Origin of the sequence: Pseudomonas sp. HMWF021, from assembly GCF_003061005.1 — a bacterium.
In the GTDB taxonomy this organism is placed as follows: domain Bacteria; phylum Pseudomonadota; class Gammaproteobacteria; order Pseudomonadales; family Pseudomonadaceae; genus Aquipseudomonas.
This window is the reverse complement of the sequence record NZ_QAIK01000121.1, coordinates 40890-56450: the sequence shown is the minus strand read 5'-3', so window position 1 is coordinate 56450 and position 15561 is coordinate 40890. Positions and strand designations below refer to the sequence as shown.

The 15561-nt window shown below is 60.8% G+C and carries 15 protein-coding genes; 5 read left to right on the top strand and 10 right to left on the bottom strand.

The annotated features are described in order from the left end of the window. Positions 1-237: 237 nt before the first annotated feature. From DBR18_RS16625 to DBR18_RS16615, 3 genes are all read right to left on the bottom strand, one after another. Complete coding sequence (locus DBR18_RS16625) at positions 238-1008, bottom strand: MetQ/NlpA family ABC transporter substrate-binding protein (RefSeq protein WP_108591135.1); 771 nt, start codon at positions 1006-1008, stop codon at positions 238-240. A gap of 78 nt (positions 1009-1086) precedes the next feature. Next, entirely contained in the window at positions 1087-1761 is a 675-nt protein-coding gene (locus DBR18_RS16620; RefSeq protein WP_007962770.1) for a methionine ABC transporter permease, read from the bottom strand. Then, entirely contained in the window at positions 1761-2768 is a 1008-nt protein-coding gene (locus DBR18_RS16615; RefSeq protein WP_047597041.1) for a methionine ABC transporter ATP-binding protein, read from the bottom strand. The genes DBR18_RS16620 and DBR18_RS16615 overlap by 1 nt, the downstream gene beginning before the upstream one ends. 259 nt (positions 2769-3027) lie before the next feature. Here DBR18_RS16615 and katE point away from each other — a divergent pair, with 259 nt between their 5' ends. Further along, the gene (gene katE / locus DBR18_RS16610; RefSeq protein WP_108591134.1) at positions 3028-5169 is read left to right on the top strand and encodes a catalase HPII; all 2142 of its coding nucleotides are present in this window, start codon (positions 3028-3030) and stop codon (positions 5167-5169) included. A gap of 76 nt (positions 5170-5245) precedes the next feature. Here katE and DBR18_RS16605 read toward each other — a convergent pair whose 3' ends face one another. From DBR18_RS16605 to DBR18_RS16590, 4 genes are read right to left on the bottom strand one after another with little or no spacing between them, the layout of a single operon-like run. Beyond that, the gene (locus tag DBR18_RS16605; RefSeq protein WP_108591133.1) at positions 5246-5959 is read right to left on the bottom strand and encodes a PA5502 family lipoprotein; all 714 of its coding nucleotides are present in this window, start codon (positions 5957-5959) and stop codon (positions 5246-5248) included. A 37-nt stretch (positions 5960-5996) separates the two neighbouring features. Beyond that, positions 5997-6785 (bottom strand): zinc ABC transporter permease subunit ZnuB, encoded by a 789-nt coding sequence (znuB, locus tag DBR18_RS16600; protein WP_042556960.1) that lies wholly within the window; start codon positions 6783-6785, stop codon positions 5997-5999. After that, on the bottom strand, positions 6778-7563 hold the full coding sequence (gene znuC / locus DBR18_RS16595; RefSeq protein ID WP_025112309.1) for a zinc ABC transporter ATP-binding protein ZnuC: 786 nt from the start codon (positions 7561-7563) through the stop codon (positions 6778-6780). The genes znuB and znuC overlap by 8 nt, the downstream gene beginning before the upstream one ends. Beyond that, a complete protein-coding gene (locus tag DBR18_RS16590) occupies positions 7563-8045 on the bottom strand; it encodes a Fur family transcriptional regulator (protein WP_097090199.1) in 483 nt (160 codons plus the stop codon). Before DBR18_RS16590 ends, znuC begins: the two co-directional genes overlap by 1 nt. Positions 8046-8111: 66 nt before the next feature. Between DBR18_RS16590 and DBR18_RS16585 the strand changes: the two genes are divergently transcribed. After that, positions 8112-9032: a zinc ABC transporter substrate-binding protein ZnuA gene (locus DBR18_RS16585; RefSeq protein WP_025112307.1), complete on the top strand. Its 921-nt coding sequence runs from the start codon at positions 8112-8114 to the stop codon at positions 9030-9032. 83 nt (positions 9033-9115) lie between these two features. On the opposite strand, the gene DBR18_RS16580 is transcribed toward DBR18_RS16585, so the two are convergent. Together DBR18_RS16580 and DBR18_RS16575 are read right to left on the bottom strand one after the other, a co-directional pair. After that, positions 9116-10069, bottom strand: a complete 954-nt coding sequence (locus tag DBR18_RS16580) for a homoserine kinase (RefSeq protein WP_108591132.1) — start codon at positions 10067-10069, stop codon at positions 9116-9118. Positions 10070-10130: 61 nt separating this feature from the next. Next, positions 10131-10427, bottom strand: a complete 297-nt coding sequence (locus tag DBR18_RS16575; RefSeq protein WP_007962757.1) for a DUF2782 domain-containing protein — start codon at positions 10425-10427, stop codon at positions 10131-10133. Between the two features lie 74 nt (positions 10428-10501). On the opposite strand from DBR18_RS16575, the gene polA reads away from it, so the two are divergent. Continuing rightward, the gene (polA, locus tag DBR18_RS16570; protein WP_108591131.1) at positions 10502-13306 is read left to right on the top strand and encodes a DNA polymerase I; all 2805 of its coding nucleotides are present in this window, start codon (positions 10502-10504) and stop codon (positions 13304-13306) included. A 410-nt stretch (positions 13307-13716) separates the two neighbouring features. Here polA and yihA read toward each other — a convergent pair whose 3' ends face one another. Further along, positions 13717-14361, bottom strand: a complete 645-nt coding sequence (yihA, locus tag DBR18_RS16565) for a ribosome biogenesis GTP-binding protein YihA/YsxC (RefSeq protein ID WP_047597033.1) — start codon at positions 14359-14361, stop codon at positions 13717-13719. A gap of 191 nt (positions 14362-14552) precedes the next feature. Here yihA and DBR18_RS16560 point away from each other — a divergent pair, with 191 nt between their 5' ends. Together DBR18_RS16560 and DBR18_RS16555 are read left to right on the top strand one after the other, a co-directional pair. Next, positions 14553-14858 (top strand): cytochrome c5 family protein, encoded by a 306-nt coding sequence (locus DBR18_RS16560; RefSeq protein WP_108591130.1) that lies wholly within the window; start codon positions 14553-14555, stop codon positions 14856-14858. A gap of 32 nt (positions 14859-14890) precedes the next feature. After that, positions 14891-15508, top strand: a complete 618-nt coding sequence (locus DBR18_RS16555; protein WP_108591129.1) for a cytochrome c — start codon at positions 14891-14893, stop codon at positions 15506-15508. Positions 15509-15561: the final 53 nt, after the last annotated feature.

The window sequence follows — 15561 nt, the reverse complement described above, 5'->3', positions numbered from 1 at the left end:
GCTGAACAACGCCAAACTGGTTGCGCAGCTGCCGGTGATGCTTGACCGCAAGTAATCAGCGCAAGACATTCCTGTGTAGGAGCTGCCGAAGGCTGCGATCTTTTGCTCTTGATCTTCAAAAGCAAGATCAAAAGATCGCAGCCTCGTTTCACTCGACAGCTCCTACAGGGGAATTTGCCGCACAAAAAAGGCGATCCTGAGGGATCGCCTTTTTTATTGCGCCTGACTCGTCCTGAATCAGAACGCCGGCAGAATCGCGCCTTTGTACTTCTCGGTAATGAACTGCTTCACTTCCGGACTGTGCAACGCAGCCGCCAGTTTCTGCATGGCGTCGCTGTCCTTGTTGTCCGCACGGGACACCAGAATGTTCACGTACGGCGAATCGTTACCTTCGATCACCAGCGCATCCTTGGACGGATCGAGTTTGGCTTCCAGCGCATAGTTGGTGTTGATCAGCGCCAGGTCGACCTGGGTCAGCACGCGAGGAAGAGTGGCGGCTTCCAGCTCACGGATTTTCAGATCTTTCGGGTTTTCGACGATATCTTTCGGGGTCGACAGGATGTTGGTGGCATCTTTCAGCTTGATCACGCCAGCCTTGGCCAGCAGCAACAGCGCACGGCCGCCGTTGGTGGCGTCGTTCGGGATCACCACGTTGGCGCCGCTTGGCAGATCTTCAAGCTTCTTGTACTTGCTCGAGTACGCGCCCAGCGGCTCCAGATGCACGCCAGTCACCGCGACCAGGCTGGTGCCCTTGGCCTTGTTGAACTCATCGAGGTACGGCTGGTGCTGGAAGAAGTTGGCGTCCAGACGCTTTTCGGCAACCTGTACGTTCGGCTGAATGTAGTCGGTGAATACCTTGACCTTCAGATCCACGCCTTCTTTGGCCAGGGCCGGCTTCACGAACTCGAGGATTTCCGCGTGCGGCACCGGGGTGGCAGCAACGGTCAGGGTTTCAGCGTGGGCCGAAAAAGCGGCTACGGCCGCGAAAGCAGCGATCAGTTTTTTCATTCAGCTAACTCCTTATGAGGCACCCGAGTGGCGCCTGCCAGCGAATGGCCGGCTCATCTCTTGATTTACAAAAACCGGTTATTTGCGCGAGAAATGCACGACCAGACGGTCGCCCACCATTTGCAGCACTTGCACCAGAATCAGCAGCAACACCACGGTGACGATCATCACGTCCGTCTGGAACCGCTGGTAGCCGAAACGGATCGCCAGGTCACCCAGACCACCGGCACCGACCACGCCGGCCATCGCCGTGTAGGACACCAGTGTAATCGCCGTCACCGTAATCGCCGCGAAGATGCCCGGACGGGCTTCCGGCAGCAAGGCGTTCATGATGATCTGCCGGGTGGTCGCGCCCATCGACTGGGTCGCTTCGATGATGCCGCGATCGACTTCGCGCAGGGCGGTTTCCACCAGACGCGCGAAGAACGGCGTCGCACCCACCACCAGCGGCGGAATCGCACCGGCCACGCCCAGCGAGGTGCCGGTGATCAGCACGGTGAACGGGATCATCACGATCAACAGAATGATGAACGGCAGCGAGCGCAGAATGTTCACTGCCAGCGACATGATTGCGTACAGGCCACGGTTTTCCAGCAACTGGCGCGGGCTGCAGAGAAACAGCAGCACGCCCAGCGGCAGGCCGAGCAGCACGGTGAACAGCAGCGAACCGCCGAGCATCAGCATGGTGTCGCCAGTGGCCAGCCAGATTTCCAGCCAATCGATGTTTTCGAAGAAAGCCTTGAGCATTTCCATTAACGCAGCACCTCCATGTGAACGTCAGCGGCGGTGAAGCGGGCGAACGCCGCTTCCATGTCGCCACCGGTGACGGCGAGGGTCAATTGCCCGTAAGGAATGTCTTTGATGCGGTCGATGCGACCGGCGAGGATGCTGTAATCGACTCCGGTCTCCCGGGCCACGGTACCGAGCAACGGCGCGTAGGTCGCTTCGCCCTGGAAGGTCAGACGCACGATGCGACCCGGCACGTGAGCGAAGTCATCACGCTGTTCGCTTTCGTCGATCTGCTCGCTTTCCTGGACGAAACGTTTGGTGGTCGGGTGCTGCGGATGCAGGAACACATCGGCCACCGAACCTTGCTCGACGATCACCCCGGCGTCCATCACTGCCACCTGATCGCAGACGCGACGGATCACGTCCATCTCGTGGGTGATCAGGACGATGGTCAGCTTCAGCTCGCGGTTGATCTCGGCCAGCAGTTGCAGGACCGAAGCGGTGGTCTGCGGGTCGAGGGCGCTGGTGGCCTCGTCGCACAGCAGGATCTTCGGCTTGGTCGCCAAGGCGCGGGCGATGCCGACGCGCTGTTTCTGGCCGCCGGACAACTGCGCCGGGTATTTTTTTGCGTGATCGGACAGACCGACCCGCGCGAGCAACTCGGCGACGCGCTGATTGATCTCGCTGGTCGACAGTTCGCCGGCCAGGGTCAGCGGCAGCGCAACGTTGTCGGCCACGGTCTTGGAGGCGAGCAGGTTGAAGTGCTGGAAGATCATCCCGACCTGCTGGCGGAAACGGCGCAGGCCGTTGGCGTCCAGCGCGGTGACTTCTTCGCCGTCGACAATGATCTTGCCGCCGCTGGAGTCTTCCAGGCGATTGATCAGACGCAGCAGGGTACTTTTTCCCGCACCGGAATGGCCGATCAGGCCGAAGACCTGACCGTTTTCAATCGAGAGACTGGTCGGGTGCAGGGCGGGGATGTCCTTACCGGCGACGCGGTAAGTTTTGTGGACGTTTTGAAACTCGATCACGTAGCGAACCTTGTGGGGCGCGTTAGAAAAGGATCAGCGGTTAGCCGGGCGCGCATTTTAGCCTGTCCGTATAGAGGTTCTTAGCATTTATTTCGCAATTAACCTTCGATTTGGCAATAACAAGATCAAAGGTCATAAAAAAGGAACGCCCGTTCCTGCTCATTGGTCACTAGTTAAGCGACTTGAAACCCTGGGTAACCGTGCCCGGAAACGCTCAAGAGTCCCCGTAAAAAGGGGTCAACCGAGGAGTTTACGTCTGATGAGCAGCAAGAAACCTACGACCGACAAAAGCCAGCTGGCCGGAACCGATACCAAGGATCGCGCCAACACCAACGCCAAACTCGATAGCCTGGAGACATTCCGCTCCGACGCTACCGGCCAGGCCCTGCGTACCAATCAAGGGGTGAAGGTCGCCGATAACCAGAACACCCTCAAGGTCGGCGCGCGTGGGCCGTCGTTGCTGGAAGACTTCATCATGCGTGAGAAAATCACGCACTTTGACCATGAGCGCATTCCGGAGCGCATCGTGCATGCGCGCGGCACCGGGGCGCATGGTTTCTTCCAGGCCTACGAGAACCATTCGGCGCTGACCAAGGCCGGTTTCCTGCAAGACCCAGGGAAAAAGACGCCCGTGTTCGTGCGTTTTTCCACGGTGCAGGGGCCGCGCGGTTCCGGCGATACCGTGCGTGACGTGCGCGGTTTTGCCGTGAAATTCTTCACCGACGAAGGCAACTTCGACCTGGTCGGCAACAACATGCCGGTGTTCTTCATTCAGGACGCGATCAAGTTTCCCGACTTCGTCCACGCGGTGAAACCCGAGCCGCACAACGAAATTCCTACCGGTGGCTCGGCACACGACACCTTCTGGGACTTCGTCTCGCTGGTGCCGGAATCGGCGCACATGGTGATCTGGGCGATGTCCGACCGGGCGATTCCGAAAAGCCTGCGCAGCATGCAGGGCTTTGGTGTGCACACCTTCCGCCTGGTCAATGCCGAGGGCAAATCGCGCTTCGTCAAATTCCACTGGCGCCCCACCGCCGGCACTTGCTCGCTGGTGTGGGACGAGGCGCAGAAGCTCGCCGGTAAAGACACCGACTACCATCGTCGCGATCTCTGGGAAGCCATTGAAATGGGCGACTACCCGGAATGGGAACTGGGCGTGCAGATCATCGAGGAGGAAAACGAGCACGACTTCGATTTCGACATCCTCGACCCGACCAAGCTGATCCCCGAAGAGATCGTGCCGATCACCCCGCTGGGCAAAATGACCCTGAACCGCAACCCCGACAACTTCTTCGCCGAGACCGAGCAGGTCGCGTTCTGCCCGGGCCACATCGTGCCGGGGATCGACTTTTCCAACGATCCTCTGCTGCAAGGTCGGCTGTTTTCCTACACCGATACGCAAATCAGCCGACTCGGTGGGCCGAACTTTCATGAGCTGCCGATCAACCGCCCGGTGGCGCCGTTCCACAACGGTCAGCGCGATGCCCAGCACCGCACGGTGATCGACAAGGGTCGCGCTTCTTATGAACCAAACTCGATCGATGGCGGCTGGCCGAAGGAAACCCCGCCGGCGGCTAAAGACGGCGGCTTCGAGAGCTACCCGGAACGCATCGATGCGAACAAGATCCGCCAGCGCAGCGAGTCGTTCAGTGACCACTTCTCCCAGGCACGGCTGTTCTTCAACAGCATGAGCCCGCACGAGAAGGAGCACATCATCGCTGCCTACAGCTTCGAGCTGGGCAAGGTGGAACGTGAGTTCATCCGCGCCCGGGAGGTGAACGAGATTCTCGCCAACATCGACCTGGAACTGGCCAAGCGCGTGGCGGCCAACCTCGGCCTGCCTGCGCCGAGCAAAGGCACAGTCGAGGTGCGTAAAACCTCGTTCGATCATTCGCCGGCGCTGAGTCAGGCCAACCTGCTGCCAGAGAACATCAAAACCCGCAAAGTGGCGATTCTTGCGGCTAACGGCGTCGATGGTGCGGCGATTGATGCGATGAAGAAGGCCTTGGCGGCAGAAGGTGCACACGCCAAGCTGCTCGGCCCTACTTCGGCACCAGTGAAGACTGCCGACGGTAAAGCCCTGCCCGTGGATGCCTCCATGGAAGGCATGCCTTCAGTGATCTTCGATGCGGTGTTCGTGCCAGGTGGCGCGGCCTCGATCAAGGCGCTGAGCGCTGATGGCGTGGCGCTGCACTACGTGCTGGAAGCCTACAAGCACCTGAAGGCCATCGCACTGCACGGCGATGCCAAGCAGTTGCAGGATCTGCTGAAGCTTGAGGCGGATGACGGGTTGCTGCAGGGCAAGGATGTGCCGGGGTTGACCAAGCCGTTCTTCGCGGCAATCGGGCAGCATCGGGTCTGGGCGCGGGAGCCTAAGGCCAAGGCCATTCCAGCCTAAAGCAAAAGATCGCAGCCTTCGGCAGCTCCTACAGGGATTACTTGCACCTGTAGGAGCTGCCGGAGGCTGCGATCTTTTAGGGTTTGGCCGGAATCAAGACCATCTGCGCAGGCACGGTGCGCAGGATCTGTTTTTCAATCTTCAGCTCGAAATCCGGATTGAGTTTCTTCACCCGCTTGCTCAGCAACGTCGCCAGCCATGGATAATCCTGGGTGCGCGGCGCCTGAATGCTCACAGCGCACTCATAATTCACCACATCGGCGGCGATGGCATCCAGTTGCCGGCGAAGTTTGCGGCTATCGTTGATGTTCAGTGCAACCGTAGTGCTTTCTGCCGTCGGGTCGATGACCTTGGCTTTCGGCTTGGCTTCAGCTGCCAGCAGCGCGGCTTCGGCTTTCTCCAGCTCGGCTTTACGGGCTTCGGTGATGGCGCCGTTGACGCCACCGGTAAGCGCCGGGGCTTTGGGCATCAGGGCGCGGGCGCGGCTCAGCGCGGTGGCAGCAGCGTTCACATCACCTTTCTGCAAGACGATCTGGCTGCGGCGCAGGTAGGCTTCGGCCAACTGGCGCTGGTATTGCTCGAGGGATTGATCGTTGGGCGTTTCGGTCTGCAACGCGGCCAATTGGTCTTCGGCGGTGGCCAGTTCGCTGCTGGCCAGGCTTTGCTCCAGCTGTGCGATGGCCGTGGCCCGCGCGTCGGGGGCTTCGGCCATCGGCGGCGTGCTTCGGCAGGCGCCCAGCAGCACGGAAAATGCGACAAGGAGCAGATAACGGGAGGCGAACGGCTTCATTCCTGCGACTCTCTAATTGCGCAAAAAGCGAGCAAGTCTACACCCCTCGACGGGGCAGAACAAAACTCAGCAGAAACAGTGCGGCCGCCGTCACCACGATCGACGGCCCCGCCGGGGTGTCCTTGAACCATGACAGCGCCAGCCCGCCACACACCGCGAGCATGCCCAGCAGGCTCGCGCCCAGCGCCATCTGCTCCGGCGAGCGGGCGTGACGTTGTGCCGCAGCCGCCGGGATGATCAGCAGCGAAGTAATCAGCAACACACCGACGATCTTCATCGCCACCGCGATCACCACCGCAATCAACAGCATCAGCGCCATGCGCAGGCCCGCCACCGGCAGGCCTTCGACCCTGGCCAATTCCTCATGCACGGTGATCGCCAGCAGCGGCCGCCACAGCGTCACCAGTAACACCAGTACCGCCGCGCTGCCGCCGAGGATCCACGCCAGATCGGTCGGGCTGATCGCCAGCAGGTCGCCGAACAGGTAGGCCATCAGGTCGATCCGCACTTCATGCATGAAGCTTAGTACCACCAGCCCGAGAGAGAGCGTGCTTGGTGCGAGAATTCCCAAAAGCGTGTCGGAGGCCAGCGGCTGGCGCTGTTGCAAGGTCACCAGCAGCACTGCCAGCAGCAGGCAGCCGACGGTCACCGCAACGGTTGGGCTGACATCCAGCAGAAAGCCCAGCGCCACGCCGAGCAGCGCGGCGTGGGACAGGGTGTCGCCGAAGTAGGCCATGCGCCGCCAGACCACGAACGAACCCAAAGGCCCGGCCACCACCGCCAATGCCAGACCTGCAAGCAGGGCATACAACAGAAAATCAGCCATGCTTGCAGTTGTCTCCGTGAACGTGGGTGTGGCCCGCACCGGGCGCCTTGACCACCGAACCGTGCAGGTCGTGGGCGTGGTCGTGATGGTGGTGATAGATCGCCAGACTCGGCGCGTTCTTGCCGAACAGCTCGACGAACGCCGGATCGCCGCTGACCTGCTCGGGGTGCCCGGAGCAGCAGACGTGACGGTTCAGGCACACCACCTGATCGGTGGTGCTCATCACCAGATGCAGATCGTGGGACACCATCAGCACGCCGCAGCCGTGACGGTCACGCAGGCGGGTGATCAGACTGTACAGCTCGGCTTGCCCGGCGACATCGACGCCCTGCACCGGCTCATCCAGCACCAGCAGTTCCGGCTCGCGCAACAAGGCACGGGCCAGCAGCACGCGCTGCATTTCGCCACCGGAAACACTCTGCACCGGGCTGTCGATGACGTGTTCGGCGCCGACTTCTTTCAGCGCCGCCAACGCACGCGGACGATCAACCCCCGGCACCAGACGCAGAAAGCGCAGCACCGACAGCGGCAAGGTCGGATCGACATGCAGCTTTTGCGGCATGTAGCCGACGCGCAGTTTCGGCTTGCGCCAGACGCTGCCGCTGTCCGGCTTCAACAACCCCAACACGGCGCGCACCAGGGTGGTCTTGCCGGCACCGTTGGGGCCGATCAGGGTGACGATCTGTCCCGGTTCAACGCTCAGCTCGATGTTGTCCAGCACGGTCTGCCCGGCAAAAGTGACGGCGACGTGCTGAAGACGGATCAACGGGTTGCTCATCAAGCCCCCTGGCAACCGGAGCACAGGCCGACCACTTCGACGGTCTGCGCTTCGACGATGAAACCGACATCCCTGGCGCTGTGGATGATTGCGTCGCTGATGGCTTTCTGTTCCAGCTCGATGGCGGCGTGGCACTCGCGGCAGATCAGGAACTGGCCCTGATGCGCATGCTCCGGGTGCACACAGCCGACGAAGGCGTTGAGCGAGGAGATGCGGTGCACCAGGCCGTTTTCCAGCAGGAAATCCAGCGCGCGGTACACGGTCGGCGGTGCGGCACGGCGGCCGTCTTGCTCACTCAGCACCGCGAGAATGTCGTAGGCGCCCAGCGGCTTGTGGCTCTGCCACACCAGCTCCAGCACCCGCCGGCGCAGCGCAGTCAGGCGCAGGCCTTTCTGGGCGCACAAGGTATCGGCCTCGGTCAGTGCGCTGTGCACGCAATGAGAGTGGTCGTGGGGACGGCTGGCAATCGGTGTAATAGGCATGGGCGGCGACGAGTTTTGATAGAGACGTTATTATGTTACCCGTTCTCGCCTCCTTGAGTGGTCATCGTGTCCCGACTTTTTTCTGTTTTTGTGGCTTTTGTCGCCAGTTTTCTGCTGATCGGTTCGGCTCAGGCCGAGGTCAAGGTCCTCACCAGCATCAAACCGTTGCAGTTGATTGCCGCGGCGGTGCAGGACGGCGTGGCCATCCCGGAAGTGCTGCTGCCGCCGGGCGCATCGCCGCATAACTACGCGCTGCGCCCGTCCGATGTGCGCAAGGTGCAATCGGTGGACCTGCTGTACTGGATCGGCCCGGACATGGAAGGTTTCCTGCCGCGCGTGCTGAACGGTCGTACGCTGCCGAGCGTGGCCGTGCAGGATCTGCCGGGCATGAAACTGCGCCGCTTTGCCGAAGACAGTCACTCCCACGCCGAAGACGCCGACGAGCATGATCACGATCATCGCCCTGGTACCCTGGACGCGCATTTGTGGCTATCGCCGGTCAACGCGCGGGTTATTGCCGACAAAATGGCCGCCGACCTCAGTGCTGCGGATCCGGCCAACGCCGAACGCTATCAGAGCAACGCCAAGGCCTTCGACGAGCGCCTCGATGCGCTGGATGCACGCTTGAAGAAGCGTCTGGCCGGCATTGAAGGCAAACCGTACTTCGTGTTCCACGAAGCCTTCGATTACTTCGAGGACGCTTACGGTCTGAAACACACTGGCGTGTTCAGCGTCGCGGCGGAAGTGCAGCCGGGCGCACAGCATGTGGCCGCGATGCGCAAGCGCCTGCAGGAAGTGGGCAAGACCTGTGTGTTCAGCGAACCCCCGCTGCGTCCACGCCTGGCGGAAACGCTGGTGGCGGGCCTGCCGGTGAAGCTGGCGGAGCTGGATGCGCTGGGCGGATATACGCCGGCGACAGCTCAGGGGTATGAGCAGGTGCTGGAAAAGCTGGGCAACGATCTGGCCGGGTGCCTGGAATCGTTGTAAACCCCATAAAAAAGATCGCAGCCTTCGGCAGCTCCTACAGGGTTTACTGTGTAGGAGCTGCCGAAGGCTGCGATCTTTTGATCTTAAAGGGCGAAAGGCAACGGCGTATGAACCTGTTGCCGCTGCGCCAGCCGCTGCTCGAACTCCCGCGGATCGTGAATCAGCACGTCCTGCCCGGCAAACTGCTCGGCGGCGATCAACCGCGACAGCCAGAACCGCACACAGGCCACGCGCAGCATGGTCGGCCATAGCTCCGCTTCGGCGGCAGTGAACGGACGCAGCGCCGCATACGCGCCAAGGAATGCGCGGGCACGCGGCCCGTCAATCAGACCTTCCTCGTCCGAACACCAGTCGTTCAAGGCAATCGCCACGTCATAGAGCATCGGCCCCGAGCAGGCGTTGTAGAAGTCGATCAACCCGGTCAGGTGCGTGCCTTCGAACATCGCGTTATCGCGGAACAGGTCGGCGTGGATGTTGGCCCGTGGCAGCGCGAGAATTTTCTCTTTCTGCACAGTGATTTCATCCAGCGCCTTGCGCAGCAGCGCACGCGGCTCGTCCGCCAGATGCGAGAGAAACTCTGTGCCCTCCTCCAGCATCCAGTCCAGACCGCGATCGGTCTTGCGCTTGATCATGCGCTCGCCCTGGGTCGCCAAATGCAGATGCGCCTGCAACTCACCGACCTGCGCGCAATGCTGAGCGTTGGCGACCTTGATGTGCTTGCCGGACAGGCGCGGTTGCAGCAGCGCCGGCTTGCCCTTGAGCTCACGCAGCGCCACACCGTCGGTGGTGCGCAGCGCGTAAGGCACCGGCAGATCAGCCTCGTGCAACACGTCGAGCAGGTCGATGAAGAACGGCATTTCCTGCACAGGGCCGCGCTCGACCAGGGTCAGGACGAATTCGCCCTGTTCCAGGCTGATAAAGAAATTGGTGTTTTCGCTGCCGGCGGCGATCCCCTGGAAATCAAGCAGACGGCCGAGCCCGTAAGGGGCGAGAAAGGTTTCCAGCTCGGGCCGAGCCAGGGGGGTGAACACAGACATGGTTAAAAACTGCTCAGTTCGGGCGCCGCGATCGAGCGGCGCCGATTAAAAGTCGGGAATCTTACTTCCAGGTAAAGATTTCCCACGACGGAATCAGCATATCCGGCTGGTCGGAACGGATGTAGTTCACGTCCGAACCATCGGCGCGCACCAGAAAATACGGTTTGCCGCCCTTGGGCGTGACCTTGATCGCATAGACGAAGCCACTGCGGCTGTATTCCTGAATGACCTTGTCGCCTTCGGTGTGCGTGTTAATGGTAACTTCCGGCTCCTTTGACGGCGCATCATCCGCCGCCATCGCGGCCAATGGCGAGGCAGCAATCAAACCGACCAGCAGCAAGCGATTTAACGTACGCATGATAACCTTGTCCCTTTGTCGTCAACGGTCCCGCTATTCTAGCGCCGGGCCCGCCGAAAAGGTTGATTCTGCTCATGAGCCAAGCCCCCCTCGTCCTGGTGGACGGTTCGTCTTACCTGTACCGCGCTTTCCATGCACTGCCACCGCTGACCACCTCCAAAGGCCTGCCGACCGGCGCGGTCAAAGGTGTGCTGAACATGCTCAAGAGTCTGCGCAAGCAGTACCCGGACAGCCCGTTCGCCGTGGTCTTCGACGCCAAGGGCGGGACGTTTCGCGATGAGATGTACGCCGAATACAAGGCCAACCGTCCAAGCATGCCCGACGACATGCGCGTGCAGATCGAGCCGTTGCACCAGAGTGTGATCGCCCTCGGTTTCCCGCTGCTGTGCGTGGACGGCGTCGAGGCTGACGACGTGATCGGCACTCTGGCCCGCAGCAGCGCGGCGGCCGATCGCCCGGTGATCATCTCCACCGGCGACAAGGACATGGCGCAACTGGTCGACGGCCACATTACCTTGGTCAACACCATGTCCGGTAGCTCGATGGACGTGGAGGGCGTGAAGGAGAAATTCGGCGTCGCTCCCGAGCAGATCATCGATTATCTGGCGCTGATGGGCGATTCTTCCGACAACATCCCGGGCGTTCCCGGCATCGGCCCCAAAACTGCCTCCGGCCTGCTGGTGGGCGTCAACGGCGGCCTTACCGAGCTTTACGCGAATCTCGACATCGTGCCGACCCTGCCGATTCGCGGCGCGAAAACCCTGCCGGCCAAGCTCGAAGAGCACAAGGAGATGGCGTTCCTCTCCTATCAATTGGCAACGATCAAGGTCGACGTGCCGCTGGACATCGGCCTCGACGACCTGCAAATGGGCGCGGAAGACCCGGCCAAGCTTTACGAGCTGTACACCCTGCTGGAATTCAAGAGCTGGCTGAATGACCTCGACCGTGACGCCAAGCGCCAGGAACTGAGCGCGGCCGCCAAGCCTGCGCCGGCCGGCGATCTGTTCAGCGCACCAGCGGACGAAGCGCCTGCCGCCCCCGCTGAAGCCGCCTACGAAACCATCCTCGATCAGGCGCGTTTCGACGTCTGGCTGGAAAAACTGAACAACGCCAAGCTGTTCGCCTTCGACACCGAGACCACCGGCATCGACGCGCAACAGGCGCAACTGGTCGGCCTGTCGTTCGCCGTGCAGGCCAACGAAGCGGCGTACATCCCGCTGACCCACTCCTACATCGGCGTGCCCGAGCAACTGGATCGCGACACCGTGCTGCGCGCGCTCAAGCCGATTCTGGAAGACCCGAACAAACTCAAGGTCGGCCAGCACGCCAAGTTCGACATGAATATTCTGGCCAACTGCGCCATCGGCGGCGATCAGAGCCAGGGCATCAACGTGCGCGGGATCGCCTTCGATACCATGCTTGAGTCCTACGTGCTCAACTCCACCGCCACCCGCCACGACATGGACAGCCTCGCGCAGAAGTACCTGGATCACACCACCGTGAGCTTCCAGGACATCGCCGGCAAAGGCGCCAAGCAGCTGACCTTCGACCAGATCGCTCTGGAGCAGGCCGGGCCATACGCCGCCGAGGACGCCGACATCACCCTGCGTCTGCACCAGACGCTGTTTGAAAAACTCAGCGCGATCCCGAGTCTGGCCAGCGTACTGACCGACATCGAGATTCCGCTGGTGCCAGTGCTGGCACGCATCGAGCGTCAGGGCGCGTTCGTCGACGCCGAGTTGCTCGGCATCCAGAGCATCGAGCTGGGCAACAAGATGGTCGCGCTGGAGCGTGAAGCCTTCGAGATCGCCGGCGAAGAGTTCAACCTCGGCTCGCCGAAGCAACTGGGCGTGATTCTTTACGAAAAGCTCGGCCTGCCGGTGCTGAAGAAAACCGCCAAGGGCCAGCCGTCGACTGCCGAGGAAGTATTGGCGAAACTCGCTGAGGATGACCATCGCTTGCCGAAAGTGCTGATGGAACACCGTTCCATGAGCAAGCTGAAAAGCACTTACACCGACCGCCTGCCGGAGCAGATCAACCCGCGCACCGGGCGCATCCACACCTCGTATCACCAGGCTGTGGCGTCCACCGGGCGTTTGTCTTCCAGCGATCCGAACCTGCAGAACATCCCGGTGCGTACCGCTGAAGGCCGGCGTATCCGTCAGGCGTTCGTCGCGCCAAAGGGCTACAAACTGCTGGCGGCGGACTATTCGCAGATCGAACTGCGGATCATGGCGCACCTGTCCAAAGACGAAGGCCTGATGAACGCCTTCCGCAACAATCTGGATGTGCATACCGCCACCGCCGCCGAAGTGTTCAAGGTCGAACTCAATGAAGTGACCTCCGACCAGCGCCGTGGCGCCAAGGCGATCAACTTCGGCCTGATCTACGGCATGGGCGCGCAGAAGCTCGGCAAGGACATCGGCGTCGATACCAAGACTGCCAAGGCTTACATCGACACCTACTTTGCCCGCTACCCGGGTGTGCGCGACTACATGGAGCGCACCCGCAAACAGGCTGCGGATCAAGGTTATGTGGAAACCTTCTTCGGTCGTCGCCTGTATTTGCCGGAGATCAACTCCAACAAGCCACAGGAACGCGCCGCCGCCGAGCGCACGGCGATCAACGCGCCGATGCAGGGCACCGCTGCCGACATCATCAAGAAAGCCATGGTGGCGGTGGACAACTGGCTGGCTGCGTCCGGGCTGGACGCCAGAGTCATCCTGCAGGTGCACGACGAACTGGTGCTGGAGGTTCGCGAGGATCTGGTCGATCAGGTGAGTCAGGAAATCCGCCTGCACATGAGCGAAGCGGCGAAACTGGACGTGCCGTTGCTGGTGGAAGTCGGCGTCGGCAACAACTGGGATGAGGCGCACTGAGGCGTCTGGCCCGGGCATTTGCCGCGACACACTGTCGCGGCAAACGGCTGTATCGGGCTTATTTCGAAACGCGCTTGGGCTTATTCCAAAGCTTTTTGAAAAAAATCTGAACTAATCTGACAACTCACTACTCAGAGATACTGAATGGCTGGTGAAGCCCTTCGATGCTCCTATGTTGTGTTAAGTGTTGGCAGATATCTGAACCCCGCCCTAGCGGTTCGGAACTTAAACCCCGGAACTTCTCCCTCCCCATATGAAGTCCGGGGCTTTTTTTGCCCCAAAATTGCCTGTAGCGCAGCCATGCTGCGTTAAAAGCGCAGTTAAAAATGCTCATTTAGGTTCCCTAAACTCCGCTTTTTACCAGCGCTTTTGCCTTGCATGGCAGCACCACAGACAGTTTTGAAAATTTCTTATTCAGCTGTTGCTTCCGCACCCTTGTCCGCCAGTTCCATCCAGCCTGCCAACACAGTGTAGGCCTCTTCCAGGCCCATGCGTTTTGGTGCCGAGAACAACTGGATCGTCACCAGATCACCCCAACCCTTGCGGATTTCCGACTGCACCTTGAGCAGCGTGTTCTTGGCGGCGCCGTAGGTCAGTTTGTCGGCCTTGGTCAGCAGGATGTGCATCGGCATGCCGGCGGCAACGGCCCAGTCGAGCATCAACAGGTCGAAGTCGGTCATTGGATGACGGATGTCCATCATCAGAATCAAACCCTTCAAACTCTCCCGGCCACCGAGGTAAGCCTCGAGGTGACGCTGCCAGTGTTGCTTGAGCGGGATCGGTACTTTTGCATAACCGTAGCCCGGCAGGTCGACCAGACGCCGTTCATCGTCTAGCTTGAAGAAGTTCAACAGCTGTGTGCGCCCCGGGGTTTTCGAGGTGCGCGCCAGGCTGGCGTGAGTCAGGGTGTTCAGTGCGCTGGATTTGCCGGCGTTGGAGCGACCGGCAAACGCCACTTCGAAGCCTTCGTCGTCAGGGCATTGATCGACTTTGGCGGCACTGAGCATGAACGTGGACTGTTGGCACAGGCCGAGGATGGGATTCTTGAGTTGCATGGGATTTCCGATGTGGGCGGCGCCGGGATTGGGCGCGGAACGCGGTGTCGCTTCCGTTTCAGTGACGCCAGTATATAATGCCGCAGATTTTGTGTGTGCTTTGTCCCAGCGAAGGATGAAGTTCACGAGAGCCAAAGACCTTGATTGCGCATCAGAACGCAGAACGCTCTCAACCCTGAAAAGGTCGTTTTATGACGAAATGGCTGCTGGCTGCCGGAGTCCTGATACCGCTTTGCGGCGCACAGGCTACACAGGAACCGGAAGCCGTGTACAACCGTGTTTGTGGTGCCTGTCATTCCGGCCAACTACCCATGGCGCCCGAAAGAGGCGATCAGGAAGCTTGGACGCCGAGGTTGGCGAAAGGTATGGAGACGCTGGTGCAACACGTGACCCAGGGTTTCAAGGCGATGCCGCCGCGTGGTTTGTGCATGGACTGCAGTGCCGAGGATTACCGAGCCATCATCCTCTGGATGAGCAAGAGTAAGCCCGGTCCATAACTCTTAACCCTTAGCCGTAGTTGGATTAGCTGATGAACAAATTGATCGTGAGTCTGCTGTTGACCGTGGGAATTTCAGGCTTCGCCCATGCTGCCGGTGATGCCGCCGCCGGCCAGGCCAAAGCCGCCGTATGCGGGGCCTGCCATGGCCCGGATGGCAACAGCATGGCGCCAAACTTCCCGAAACTGGCCGGTCAAGGTGAACGCTACCTGACCAAACAACTGCACGACATCAAGTCAGGCAAGCGCACCGTTCTGGAAATGACAGGCCTGCTGACCAACCTGAGCGATCAGGATCTGGCCGACATCGCCGCCTACTTTGCCAGCCAGAAAGGCAGCGTAGGCGCCGCTGATCCAAAAATCGTCGCCCGTGGTGAAGCCCTCTTCCGTGGCGGCAACCTGGAAAAAGGCCTGCCGGCCTGCACCGGCTGCCACTCGCCGAACGGTGCCGGCAACGCCGCCGCCGGCTTCCCGCACCTGGGTGGCCAGCACGCTCAATACATCGCCAAGCAACTGACCGACTTCCGCAAGGAAGACCCGGCTGCCGGCCGCAGCAACGACGGCGACGCCATGACCATGCGCACCATCGCGCGCAAACTGAGCGATGAAGACATCGCCGCAGTCGCCAGCTACATTCAAGGTCTGCACTGAGACCGCACGTGGCAGCGATAGAACTCGGGCAACGTTAACGCTCGATTAATCCG

Coding starts and splice junctions, on each gene's coding strand:
- DBR18_RS16625 (WP_108591135.1), bottom strand. CDS start 1,008: ATGAAAAAACTGATCGCTGCTTTCGCGGCCGTAGCCGCTTTTTCGGCC.
- DBR18_RS16620 (WP_007962770.1), bottom strand. CDS start 1,761: ATGGAAATGCTCAAGGCTTTCTTCGAAAACATCGATTGGCTGGAAATC.
- katE (WP_108591134.1), top strand. CDS start 3,028: ATGAGCAGCAAGAAACCTACGACCGACAAAAGCCAGCTGGCCGGAACC.
- DBR18_RS16605 (WP_108591133.1), bottom strand. CDS start 5,959: ATGAAGCCGTTCGCCTCCCGTTATCTGCTCCTTGTCGCATTTTCCGTG.
- znuB (WP_042556960.1), bottom strand. CDS start 6,785: ATGGCTGATTTTCTGTTGTATGCCCTGCTTGCAGGTCTGGCATTGGCG.
- znuC (WP_025112309.1), bottom strand. CDS start 7,563: ATGAGCAACCCGTTGATCCGTCTTCAGCACGTCGCCGTCACTTTTGCC.
- DBR18_RS16590 (WP_097090199.1), bottom strand. CDS start 8,045: ATGCCTATTACACCGATTGCCAGCCGTCCCCACGACCACTCTCATTGC.
- DBR18_RS16580 (WP_108591132.1), bottom strand. CDS start 10,069: ATGTCTGTGTTCACCCCCCTGGCTCGGCCCGAGCTGGAAACCTTTCTC.
- DBR18_RS16575 (WP_007962757.1), bottom strand. CDS start 10,427: ATGCGTACGTTAAATCGCTTGCTGCTGGTCGGTTTGATTGCTGCCTCG.
- polA (WP_108591131.1), top strand. CDS start 10,502: ATGAGCCAAGCCCCCCTCGTCCTGGTGGACGGTTCGTCTTACCTGTAC.
- yihA (WP_047597033.1), bottom strand. CDS start 14,361: ATGCAACTCAAGAATCCCATCCTCGGCCTGTGCCAACAGTCCACGTTC.
- DBR18_RS16560 (WP_108591130.1), top strand. CDS start 14,553: ATGACGAAATGGCTGCTGGCTGCCGGAGTCCTGATACCGCTTTGCGGC.
- DBR18_RS16555 (WP_108591129.1), top strand. CDS start 14,891: ATGAACAAATTGATCGTGAGTCTGCTGTTGACCGTGGGAATTTCAGGC.